Raw genomic sequence first — 11644 nt, forward strand, 5'->3', positions numbered from 1 at the left:
TAACTAAATCTACTGACTACCATTTTAATAAAAAGCAATCAGTTTTAGAAAAGGTTAATAAATCTCTATTTCATACTCCATTCTTGCCTGAATCCCTTTTTGGTTCATAATGGATTTCACATGTTTGTAAAACTTATAGTTTTCACCTAACTCACTTTGAAGAAGTGATGTTTTGGCTTCACCAGAAATTTGAGACATGATTTTGGTAAATGGGTCTTCCTGTTCAGGCATTGAAACTATTCTGTATTTCTCAAGACCGGCTTTATTTGCCGCAATTTCAATTGCCGTTTCCAATCCTCCCAATACATCCACAAGTCCAATTCTTTTAGCATCAACACCACTCCAAACCCTTCCTTGACCAATGCTATCAACCATTTCCTTTGTCATTCCTCTTCCTTCGGCAACTCTTGAGATGAAAACATCATAGACCTGTTCCACACTTTTTTGAATTATTGCTCTTTCATTTGTAGTAAGAGGTCTGTAAAAAGCACCAAGGTCGGAGTGTGTATTCGTCTTAACCGTATCGATGTTAATACCTAATTTGTTATTCATAAAATTTTGCATGTTAAACATAACACCGAATACTCCAATAGAGCCTGTAATTGTATTTGGGCTAGCAACAATAGTGTCGGCCATACAGGCTATGTAATAGCCTCCTGATGCAGCATAATTGCCCATAGAAACAATAAATGGTTTTGCTTTTTTAGCCAAATGGGCCTCTCTCCACATTACTTCTGAAGCTAGTGCACTTCCACCCGGAGAATTAACTCTTAAAACGATTGCTTTAACATTCTCATCAAGTCTTGCATCCCTAATAGCTTTGGAAATACTTTCTGACCCAATAGTTTCATTATCACCTTCTCCACTTTCAATATTACCAACAGCATAAATTACTGCTATTTTATCTTTTGTGATTTCTTTTTTAATAGTATTTGGGGCCTTGATGTATTTTTTAATAGGCATGAAGTTAATTTTCTTTGTGCTTTCAGCCTCTGTTTTAGTTTTTAATATTTCCAGTATCTCATCTCTGTATGCCAATTGGTCAACAAGTTTATGTGTAACAGCATCTTCTGCTTTTTGAAGCAAAAACTCATTTGCTATCCTGTTTAATTCATCAACAGTAATATTCCTGCTTTTAGAAATTCCATTTAAGGTATGCTTCCAAATAGAACCAATGAAGGTTGTTGTTTGTTCCCTGTTGGATTCACTCATTTGATTTAATAAAAATGGCTCTACTGCACTTTTGAATTTTCCATGCCTTATAATTTGGGGCTCAATTTCAAGTTTTTCAAGAGCATTTTTAAAGAAAAACAATTGGGCTGCTAAGCCTTTAAAATCCACAGCACCTTGTGGGTTTAGATAAATTTCATCAGCAACAGAGGCAAGGTAATAAGCTGACTGGGTATAATATTCACTGTAAGCAATTATGTATTTCCCTGATTCTTTGAAATCAATTAATTTGTTTCTGATTTCTTCAACAATGGCAGTTCCTCCTTTAATTGAGCTGGCATCAATGAATATACCTGAAATATTATCATCTGTTTCAGCCTTTTTAATGTTTTCAAGAATTTCATCTAAGCCTATTTTGGGTTGTGATGAAAAAGAAGAAAAATCAAAATGTTCAAGTGGGTTTTTCGTTCCTCTTTCAATAATTTCTTCTTCAAATTTCAGATGCAAAAGTGAATTTGATTTTACTTCAATACTTTCTGATTCAGATGAAGAAACCACTGCAACCAGGACTCCAATAAAAAGTACAAAAATAAGGAATAATGACAGGAAAACTCCTAGCATTGAGGCAAACATAAATTTAAAAAACTGTTTCATGTATATTTTTTTTATCAAATGATCTTGATCCCTTGTTAAAGTTCCAAGGTTCAACTCCACATTTTTTTGGTTTAATTAATAACTCAAAATTATTGCTTAAGTTTTAGGTTAATACTTAATTTACATAAAAGGCTAAAATCAGGTTTAAATGGAAATCCATTGGTTTTGCTTTAATATGCTTTTATCTTTGCGGGGTTTAATGAAAAAATGGAAAAAGCAGTTTTATTATTAGGAAGTAATTTGGGTGATTCGCTTGAAATACTTCACAAAGCACTCTCTTTGATTGTTGAGAGGATAGGTAAGGTGGAGAAAATTTCTGAAATTTATCAATCAAAGCCATGGGGATTTGAGCATAAAAATGATTTTCTAAATCAGGTAATAGTTGTAAATACCACAAAAAGTCCGGCAAATCTCTTAAGTTCGATTCTTGAAATTGAACACGAAATGGGAAGAATAAGAATAGGACATGTCTATATGGCAAGAATAATAGATATTGATATACTGTATTACAATGAAAAAGTTTTGAATCTCGAAAACTTAAAGATTCCCCACCCGCTTTTACATAAAAGAAAATTTACTTTAATACCACTAGTTGAAATTCTACCTGAATTCATTCATCCGATTTTTCAAAAAACCAACTTGGAATTGCTGGAAGGTTGCACTGATAATTCAGAAATTCTAAAAAGATAATGAATAATCTTTGATTCTTTAAAACAATTAAGGATTGAAGAAAAATTTAATTTTAGTAATGAATTTTCCTAATTTAGATAATCTTTACTGAAATTACTTTTCTTTTTTTTGAAACCTTTATTGATCAAATCAATCAATTAATTTGTTTTTTCTGCTTTATCATGGATTGTAGTTTCCATTTTAATTAAAGTACACTCGCATTATTATAGTAAGAATTTATTAAACAAAATGCAAAAAAAATTCAAAAGCAGACAATAAAAGAAATATTGAGATGTTTGTATTTTGCCGGTATCACAAGGATTGCGAGTTAAAAGTAAAAAGTTAAATCATTATTTACGAATTGTTTAAAAAGTAACTAAATTTCATAATTATTTAAATTAAATAAAATTTAAGGTGTAATATTTCATATAATAAAAAGTTTGATTAATATTGTACCCTCAAAAAGAACTATTAAAAGAAAAACAAATTAAAATGAAAAATAAAAGTGTAAAATTAGCAATAACAGCCGTTTCAACTGCAATTGTTTTAGCAGGTTGTGGTGGACTGGGGAAAATGGTTAAGAATTCCAATCAGGTTACTTACGAAGTAACTCCTAAGCCACTGGAAATGCATGGAGACAGTGTTCTCATAACCATTAATGGAAAATATCCTCCAAAATTCTTTGCTAAAAAAGCACAGGTAAATATAACACCAACATTAAAATATGGTGATACTGAAAAGGAATTTAAAAAGGTAAGTTACAAGGGCGAGACTGCAGAGGGTGAAGGTACAGTTATTAATAACGCTTCAGGTGGAGCAATAACTTATACAGATAAAATTCCATATTCATCTGATATGAGGGTTTCAGAGTTGATGTTAAAATCAACTGCATCTATAAAGACAAAATCAAAAGAATTTCCTGCCGTAAAAATTGGTGATGGTGTAATCGCTACACCTGCTTTAGTGATGAATGATGATAAGCCTTCTTTAGGTTCTGATAAATTCACTAAAACTGTTCCAAGAATTGCTGACGCACAAATTCAGTTCGTAATTCAACAATCACAGGTAAGATCCACCGAACTTTCAAAGCCGGAAATGAAGTCCTTAGCTGAATTTGTTAAAAATGGACAAAGCAAAGGATTTATTTTTAACAATATTGAAATATCCTCTTATGCTTCACCAGATGGAGAAGAGCGTTTAAATGCAGGATTGTCCGAAAGAAGAGCAGAGGAAACTGCAAATTATATTTCTAAAGAATTCAAGAAGAATAAAGTACAAGCTGCTAATTCTACTGATTTTATTAAGAAGTCATCTACTCCTGAGGATTGGGAAGGATTCAAAAAAGCGATTGAAAAATCGGATATTCAGGACAAAGATTTAATTCTTCGTGTTCTTACAATGTATTCTGATCCAATACAAAGAGAACAGGAAATTAAAAACATGGCTAAAACCTATACTGTAATAGCTGACAAAATACTTCCTGAATTAAGAAGATCAAAAATCAGAATTAATGCAGAAGAGAAAAGCAGATCTGATGAAAAAATAGCTAGCTTAGTAAGCACAAATCCAGATTCACTTTCAGTAGAAGAAGTTCTTTATTCTGCTACACTTACCAATGATATGGATGCTAAATTGAATATTTATAAAACTGCTGAACGTATTTATCCTAATGATTGGAGAGGCGCTAATAATGCAGGTTATGTGTTGATGCTTCAAAACAAGTTAAATGATGCTAAAGGCCAATTTGAGAAAGCAGACAAATTATCTGCAAATAATGCAGTAATTAAAAACAATCTTGGTGTTGTTGCTCATTTGCAAGGTGACAGAAAAAAAGCCGAAGCTTTATACAAAGAGGCTTCAGCTTCAGATAATAATGCAAAATACAACCTTGGGATAATCAACATTAAGAATGGAGATTATTCAATGGCGGTAACAAATATGAGTGGTACAAATACTTTTAACGCAGCCCTTGCAAATACATTAGCAGGAAATAATGATGCAGCTGCCAAAGCAGTTGAAGCTTCTGCGGATAAAGATTCTGCCATTGGTCATTATCTTAGAGCAGTTATTGCTGCAAGAGCAGGTGATGCCACACAGGTAGCCAAGAGCTTAAAAGCAGCTGTAAGTAAAGATGCTTCACTTAAAGAAAAAGCTAAAACTGATCTTGAATTCGCAAAATATAAAACTTCAGCAGAATTTATCTCTGCCTTGAACTAATATTAATTAAGTTTTTCTTTAAAAGGGTGCTTTGTTTTCAAAGCACCCTTTTTTATTTACACTTTTTATAAGGTTAAAGTTAATATGCCAGGGAGATAAAATAGGCAATGATTCATATTTGTCTTAAGCCTTAACAGCAGTAGGGTTTTCTTACAACTTAAGTTTTCTATAGAAATCCCATAACACAATGCCCATGCTAACAGCAATGTTTAATGAATGCTTTGTTCCTGACTGGGGAATTTCAATACAGCCTAAGCATTGATCTATTATTTGCTGGTCAACTCCTTTTACTTCATTGCCAAACACCAAGGCATATGTTTTTTCTTTTTCAATTGAAAATTCATTCAGATATTCGCTTTTGTCTACCTGTTCTACAGCCCAGATTTCAGTTTTTTCTGATTTTAACTGATTTATTGCTTCCAGGGTATGCTGGAAGTATTTCCATTCTACGCTTTTTGTTGCCCCCAGGGCTGTTTTTTCAATTTCTCTGTTCGGAGGATATGCGCTAAAACCACAAATATATACTGCTTTAATTAAGAAGGCATCAGCAGTTCTAAAAACTGAACCTATATTATGAGCACTTCTTATATTATCTAAGACAATTATTAAGGGAGTTTTTTCTGCAATTTTAAATGCTTCTGGTGATTTTCTTTCTAATTCAGTAGTAGTTAATTTTATTTTTTGCATCCCTATATTCTAATTTATTTGATGTTTATCCTTAGGATTCTTGCCAACATTTTCTTTTCAATATTCCAGAAAAAAGCAAACTGACCACAAAGTGTTCCGAATATAATTAACAGTATCTGATAAATAGGGAAAATTGTAAAAATCCTTAAAGGCCAATAAATAAAAGGTTTAAGTGTGTTGTGGATTCCAAGAAAATCCAAAACAGGAGCAGCTAATTTTACTGAAGTAGATCCTGTAACAGCAAAAACAAAACAAATTACCAGTACTTGCCAATTGCTATTGATTCCCCATTTTTCTTTTAGTCGGGTAATGATTTTATTTTCTGCCATCGGGGATTTTTCTTTTAAACTATAAAACAAATGTAGTATGATTAATCCTTTTTCTATAAAGAAGTAAATATTATATTATTGTTAATGCTTTTATTTATACTGAATTCTAGTTTTAATTAATGCATGATCTTTTTTTAATAGGCTTGTTAAATACGACTTTCGGAGTTTTTTTTATTCTACTCCTTTTAAATGCCTGTGTTAATCACAGTTCGAATTAAAAACAGGTGCAATTATTTTGCAAAAATAATTGCTCAAAATAAAATAAAATGTAAATTTGAAATTTATATATAAATTAACTTTAATAATCTTATGAAAATGAAAACTACCAAAATGCTTGCTATTGTGGCTATATTCGTAGCCGGATTAACTTTTACTTCTTGTAAAAAATGTATTGAATGCACTGTTTCTTTTAGTGGATATAATGGTTCAGATACAGAATGTTATGAAAACAACAAGGCTATGAAAGCTGAAAAAGCAGAAATTGACAAAGATTGTGAAGAAATTAATAAGAATGGCGGAACATGTAAATGTAAAGCTGTTTAATACTAAGTAGAGCATTTTTTTATTTTGACAAAAAAACTCCCTTAGGGAGTTTTTTTGTTTTTAGTAATTCACAACAAGAATAAAAAGAATAGTATCCATTGATATTTATAAACCCTGTTTTATTAAAATGGTTATTAAAATATCCTTCTTACCTTAGCAAAAAAGGAAATTAAATTGACAGAAAAGAAAAGCATAGCAGTTGAAACTCCTCTTATGAAGCAGTTTAATGCCATAAAAGCAAAATATCCTGATGCATTATTGCTTTTTAGGGTAGGAGATTTTTATGAGACATTTGGAGAGGATGCGGTAAAAACTGCAAATATTTTAGGGATTGTTCTTACTAAAAGGGCTAATGGATCTGCAAGCTTCATTGATTTAGCTGGTTTTCCTCATCATTCCCTTGATGTGTATTTGCCAAAATTAGTCAGGGCAGGACAGAGGGTTGCAATTTGCGATCAATTGGAAGATCCTAAATTAACAAAGACAATTGTTAAAAGAGGAGTAACAGAACTCGTTACCCCTGGGGTTTCCTATAATGATAAGGTATTAGACCACAAGAGCAATAATTTTTTGGCCAGCATTCACTTTAATGGGCAGGAGAAGCAAGTAGGAGTTGCATTTTTAGATGTTTCTACCGGAGAGTTCTTTACTGCTCAAGGATCTATTGAATATCTTGATAAACTATTACAAAGCTTCAATCCCAGTGAGGTGCTTTTTCAAAAAAACGCTCAAAAACAGTTCAAAAACTATTTTGGTGATCGATTCTATACCTACACTTTGGATGAATGGATTTTTGCTCCTGAATATACAACAGAATTGTTGTTAAAACATTTTGGAACTAAATCTTTAAAAGGATTTGGTGTTGAAAATGTAACCAATGGTACAATTGCAGCAGGTGCAGCATTGCATTATCTTTCAGCAACCAATCACAATCAAACTGCTCATATTTCTAAATTGACCAGGATTGAAGAGGCAAATTTTGTTTGGCTTGACAGATTTACAATCCGTAACCTGGAATTGTTTTCTTCAGCTAATCCTGATGCTGTAACACTTATTGATGTTATTGATCATACAGTATCTCCAATGGGCTCTCGCATGCTTAAACGGTGGCTAGCCCTCCCTTTAAAAGAACTCCAACCAATTGAAGAAAGACTGGAGGTAGTTCAACATTTTTTTGATCATTCTGATTTTTATGCTTCAATACGTAACCAGGTTCAACAAACAGGGGATTTGGAAAGAATTATTTCCAAAGTTTCAGCCTCCAGAATTAATCCTAGGGAAACTGTTCAGTTAAAAAGATCATTGGAAGCGGTATTGGAAATAAAAAATTTGTGTTCCACCTCTAATAATGCCCAGCTTGTTAAGCTCTCAGAACAATTCAACAGTTGCAATTTTATAAGGGGAAAAATTGGACGTGAACTGGTTACCGATCCTCCCGTATTGCTACATAAAGGAGGAGTGATTGCAAATGGAGTAAACGAAGAATTGGATGAACTAAGGAAAATTTCCTATTCAGGAAAGGATTATCTGCTGCAAATTCAAAAACGGGAAATGGAAAAAACAGGAATATCTTCTCTTAAAATTTCCTACAACAATGTTTTTGGATATTACCTTGAAGTTACGAATTCCCATAAAAACAAAGTTCCTGTAGAGTGGATTCGAAAACAAACATTGGTAAATGCAGAGCGGTATATTACAGAAGAACTTAAACAATACGAAGAAAAGATTTTAGGTGCGGAAGAAAAAATACTTGCAATTGAAACCAGGTTATATACTGATTTGGTCCTTAGTTTGGCAGATTATATTATTCCAGTCCAATTAAACGCCTCACTTGTTGCAAGACTTGATTGTTTGATTTCCTTTGCTGAGATTGCCAAAAAAAACAATTACGTTAGGCCCAATTTAAATAATTCTGCTGTAATTGATATAAAAAAAGGCCGTCATCCTGTAATTGAAAAGCAATTAGCAGTTGGGGAAGAGTATGTTCCAAATGATGTACTCTTAGATCCACAGGAACAGCAGATCATGATTATCACTGGTCCTAATATGTCCGGGAAATCAGCTTTATTGCGTCAAACAGCCCTCATTACATTGCTTGCTCAAATAGGAAGCTTTGTTCCTGCTGAATCTGCCCAAATTGGTTTGGTGGATAAAATATTTACACGGGTTGGAGCATCAGATAATATTTCCTCCGGAGAATCGACCTTTATGGTTGAAATGAATGAAACAGCTAGCATATTAAATAACCTTTCTGATAGGAGTTTAATTTTACTGGATGAAATTGGTAGAGGAACAAGTACTTATGATGGAATTTCCATAGCCTGGGCCATTGCTGAGTTTTTGCATGAGCACCCTTCAGCAAGAGCAAAAACACTTTTTGCCACACATTACCATGAACTCAATGACATGGCTGAAATATTTAACAGGATTAAAAATTTCAATGTATCAATAAAAGAAATAAGCAATAAAATAATCTTCTTAAGAAAACTGGTAGAGGGGGGTAGTGAACATAGTTTTGGAATTCATGTTGCCCGTATGGCTGGCATGCCAAAAAGGGTAATTCAAAGAGCAACAGAAATTTTACAAAAGCTCGAAGTAAGTCATAGCTCCACAGGAGATAAAAAAGAAAAAAAGGCAAAGGTGGATGATAATTTCCAATTGAGTTTTTTCCAACTTGATGATCCTATATTAACCCAAATTAAGGATGAAATTGTAAATACCGATATTAATACACTTACTCCTGTTGAGGCATTAATGAAATTAAACGACATTAAAAAATTATTAGTCAGGTAATTACAGCTATAGAATAGAATAATAAAAAAAATAAAAATTTCGAGCAAAAATATTCGTTTTTGTTTTATATTTGCATCCCAAAATAAATCAACAAAGGTTGATGGTTGGATTGAAATTTTGATTAGAAAAGCGAAAGTAGCTCAGTTGGTAGAGCGCGACCTTGCCAAGGTCGAGGTCGCCGGTTCGAACCCGGTCTTTCGCTCTTTTTTTATTACCAACTGCATTTAATTTGCAGATGCTTGGATGGTGGAATTGGTAGACACGCAGGACTTAAAATCCTGTGACCATTGCGGTCGTGCGGGTTCAAGTCCCGCTCCGAGTACATTGAAAGGCAAGCTTTTAAGCTTGCCTTTTTTGGTTTAAAAAAGATCGGTTTTTTTGACGGGTCAAACATAGGTCAAACAAATTTGTCAAATAGACCTTTTTTCATTCTCCTTCTTGTTTATAAACTCACCTTAATAACTTCTGACCCATTAAGGTTGAATAATAGAAATAAACCTCTAAAGAATCTTTAAAGTGTGCCTTCTGCATACAAACCTACCACTCTTGAGCACCTGAAAGCATAGAATTGTCATAAATGATGCTATGGTTTGATCCATTTTTTATTTTTTGTTCCTCAAATAGCCAACATTTCAAACCTGTTATTAACTTCTTGTTAAAACTCTCCTCTCTATTTAAGCTTTAAAAATAAAGGGTAATAGTTTCATTCACTTATTTTTCTTTACAAAAGCGTGTAAAGAAAAAAGCATTAAAAAAAAATTTCGGTGTCGATTATTATCCTAGGTTAGCGGCATGTATTTTTTCAAACACTTTTACACTTTTTCTAATTTTTATCCTCTGAAGGATATCCTGAATTTTGATAAGGAGGGAGTCCGCACTCAAAAGAAAACAACCTTAAAACTATATTTTCTTTTCTGGGAAGATTTTATGATAGAAAATTTCCAAAATAACAAGGCTATTAAAAAGATGCTCTGTATATATAATGCGGTTTCAAAGCCAATCCATTTTTCATCTAAATATTCACTTCTTCGGAAAAACATATATCAAAATTTACTTCAATGGATGTGATAGTGATTGACTCTGAAGCTTTTGATGCGCTGAAGATAGAATTTAAAACCTACGTAAAGCAAGCAGTTGCTGAAGCCTTAGCAGAAAAAAAAGCTGCTGAAGATTCTGATTGGATATCTATTGAAGTTGCTCAAATCTTACTTCCATTCAAATCAAAAACTTCCTGGCAAAAATTACGGGATACCAGTACAATTAAATTCACTCAGTTTGGGAGAAAGATTATGTATTCCAGGAAGAGCATCCTTGAATACTTAAATAGCAACAAGATTAAATTTTAATACAATGAAAAAGACAATAAAGAAATGCGAAAATCCTGCCTGCGATTAATCATTAGAATCTAAAAATCCTAAAAAGAAATTTTGTGATCTGGAATGTAAAAATATGGCTGCTTATTTAAACAAGCTCAGAAATTATAATTGGGAAGTAATGAAGCAAAAAGCAAGGCAAAAAAATATTTTGATACTGGAGAATCTAATAGCTAGAGGATTCAATAAAACAAATGAAAAAGAATTGAGAAAAATGGGATTTGATGCTACGGCAGCATATTTGCATTTGAAAGATAAAGAGGGTCAAAAAGTTTTTAGATATGGCAACATAGGGATACGCCAATCATCAAATTTAGAATTTGAAATATTTCATGTAAAATAATAAATATATTATGTCAGAATATACGGCAACAGCATTATTTGACCAGTTTCCAGTCATTGAGCCATCATTGTCAATAACTCCTGCAATTCAAAAAGTGGCGCCAGTTCCAACAGATTTTCCTGAGGTTGTATTTTCAAATATGTTACCTGGAATTGACCAAAAGAAAAATGACAATACTATAAAAGATCTAATTATTGGAGGTGCCATAGTTATATGCTTACTTGCAACAATATACATTCATTACCAGAAAATGGACAGGAAGAAAAGTTATGCAGCCTGCTTAAAAAGAGAAAATTGATTTCCGTTTCCCCACCGGATTCATTAAAATGTCAATTATCGCAAATAAGGAAAAACGCTGAACAGTCAATTTTAATGGAGTTTAGGAGGAATGTCGAAAAAAGGTGTATTAATTATAAGAACAATTATAGAAAATACTGATTAACTGGAAGAAAAATAGTTCAAATACAATTGAGTTCCTTCATCGCAATGAAAAAAACCGTAATTAGCTATTTTGAAGTTAATAACGGTTTTTTATTTGCTTGCTTTCCCTGCGTTTTCCACACAAGTTTTATTTTAAACATAGTTATTCAAAATAAAATTATTAAAAAATGGTATCCCCCCGGCCAACTACATCTTGCCTAACCCCATCATTTTCCTGAGTTTTGCCAAAAAAACAAATCATGAGCGAAAATAGAAAAATGTTAAACCTGGTAGAAGAGTGCTTAAAAAGCGGATTACAAAAGAAAGATTTTATCCGCCAAAAAAACATTAGTCCTCACAAATATTACTATTGGCAAAAGAGGTACCTTGCCCAAAAAGGAAAGAGCGAGGAGAGACCGGTGTTTAAAGAAGTATCCATTCCTGCG

11 protein-coding genes and 2 tRNA genes are annotated in these 11644 nt (G+C 32.7%); 10 read left to right on the forward strand and 3 right to left on the reverse strand.

Annotated features, from left to right (window positions below):
- Positions 1–54: 54 nt before the first annotated feature.
- On the reverse strand, positions 55–1824 hold the full coding sequence (gene sppA / locus H0V01_08210; protein ID MBA2583350.1) for a signal peptide peptidase SppA: 1770 nt from the start codon (positions 1822–1824) through the stop codon (positions 55–57).
- A gap of 207 nt (positions 1825–2031) precedes the next feature.
- Between sppA and folK the strand changes: the two genes are divergently transcribed.
- Both folK and H0V01_08220 read left to right on the forward strand, forming a co-directional pair.
- Entirely contained in the window at positions 2032–2514 is a 483-nt protein-coding gene (gene folK, locus H0V01_08215; protein ID MBA2583351.1) for a 2-amino-4-hydroxy-6-hydroxymethyldihydropteridine diphosphokinase, read from the forward strand.
- Positions 2515–2985: 471 nt separating this feature from the next.
- Positions 2986–4710, forward strand: coding sequence for an OmpA family protein (locus H0V01_08220; GenBank protein MBA2583352.1), 1725 nt, complete (start codon positions 2986–2988; stop codon positions 4708–4710).
- A 150-nt stretch (positions 4711–4860) separates the two neighbouring features.
- On the opposite strand, the gene H0V01_08225 is transcribed toward H0V01_08220, so the two are convergent.
- The gene (locus H0V01_08225) at positions 4861–5397 is read right to left on the reverse strand and encodes an RNA methyltransferase (protein ID MBA2583353.1); all 537 of its coding nucleotides are present in this window, start codon (positions 5395–5397) and stop codon (positions 4861–4863) included.
- A 14-nt stretch (positions 5398–5411) separates the two neighbouring features.
- On the reverse strand, positions 5412–5708 hold the full coding sequence (locus tag H0V01_08230; GenBank protein ID MBA2583354.1) for a diacylglyceryl transferase: 297 nt from the start codon (positions 5706–5708) through the stop codon (positions 5412–5414).
- A 333-nt stretch (positions 5709–6041) separates the two neighbouring features.
- Here H0V01_08230 and H0V01_08235 point away from each other — a divergent pair, with 333 nt between their 5' ends.
- From H0V01_08235 to H0V01_08270, 8 genes are all read left to right on the forward strand, one after another.
- On the forward strand, positions 6042–6269 hold the full coding sequence (locus H0V01_08235) for a hypothetical protein (GenBank protein MBA2583355.1): 228 nt from the start codon (positions 6042–6044) through the stop codon (positions 6267–6269).
- Between the two features lie 213 nt (positions 6270–6482).
- Positions 6483–9062 (forward strand): DNA mismatch repair protein MutS, encoded by a 2580-nt coding sequence (mutS, locus tag H0V01_08240; GenBank protein MBA2583356.1) that lies wholly within the window; start codon positions 6483–6485, stop codon positions 9060–9062.
- Positions 9063–9191: 129 nt separating this feature from the next.
- A tRNA-Gly gene (locus tag H0V01_08245) sits at positions 9192–9264 on the forward strand.
- Between the two features lie 35 nt (positions 9265–9299).
- Positions 9300–9384, forward strand: a tRNA-Leu gene (locus H0V01_08250).
- 736 nt (positions 9385–10120) lie between these two features.
- Positions 10121–10408 (forward strand): DNA-binding protein, encoded by a 288-nt coding sequence (locus tag H0V01_08255; protein ID MBA2583357.1) that lies wholly within the window; start codon positions 10121–10123, stop codon positions 10406–10408.
- Between the two features lie 148 nt (positions 10409–10556).
- Positions 10557–10778: a hypothetical protein gene (locus H0V01_08260; GenBank protein ID MBA2583358.1), complete on the forward strand. Its 222-nt coding sequence runs from the start codon at positions 10557–10559 to the stop codon at positions 10776–10778.
- 10 nt (positions 10779–10788) lie between these two features.
- Positions 10789–11076: a hypothetical protein gene (locus H0V01_08265; protein ID MBA2583359.1), complete on the forward strand. Its 288-nt coding sequence runs from the start codon at positions 10789–10791 to the stop codon at positions 11074–11076.
- Between the two features lie 382 nt (positions 11077–11458).
- On the forward strand, positions 11459–11644 hold a 186-nt coding region (locus H0V01_08270; protein MBA2583360.1), incomplete at its 3' end, for a transposase.

It is taken from the genome of Bacteroidota bacterium (assembly GCA_013696965.1).
Taxonomy (GTDB): domain Bacteria; phylum Bacteroidota; class Bacteroidia; order JACCXN01; family JACCXN01; genus JACCXN01.

Excerpts from the sequence above, each read along its gene's own strand:
- sppA (MBA2583350.1), bottom strand. The coding sequence starts at position 1,824 with ATGAAACAGTTTTTTAAATTTATGTTTGCCTCAATGCTAGGAGTTTTC.
- folK (MBA2583351.1), top strand. The coding sequence starts at position 2,032 with ATGGAAAAAGCAGTTTTATTATTAGGAAGTAATTTGGGTGATTCGCTT.
- H0V01_08220 (MBA2583352.1), top strand. The coding sequence starts at position 2,986 with ATGAAAAATAAAAGTGTAAAATTAGCAATAACAGCCGTTTCAACTGCA.
- H0V01_08225 (MBA2583353.1), bottom strand. The coding sequence starts at position 5,397 with ATGCAAAAAATAAAATTAACTACTACTGAATTAGAAAGAAAATCACCA.
- H0V01_08235 (MBA2583355.1), top strand. The coding sequence starts at position 6,042 with ATGAAAACTACCAAAATGCTTGCTATTGTGGCTATATTCGTAGCCGGA.
- mutS (MBA2583356.1), top strand. The coding sequence starts at position 6,483 with ATGAAGCAGTTTAATGCCATAAAAGCAAAATATCCTGATGCATTATTG.
- H0V01_08255 (MBA2583357.1), top strand. The coding sequence starts at position 10,121 with ATGGATGTGATAGTGATTGACTCTGAAGCTTTTGATGCGCTGAAGATA.
- H0V01_08260 (MBA2583358.1), top strand. The coding sequence starts at position 10,557 with ATGAAGCAAAAAGCAAGGCAAAAAAATATTTTGATACTGGAGAATCTA.
- H0V01_08265 (MBA2583359.1), top strand. The coding sequence starts at position 10,789 with ATGTCAGAATATACGGCAACAGCATTATTTGACCAGTTTCCAGTCATT.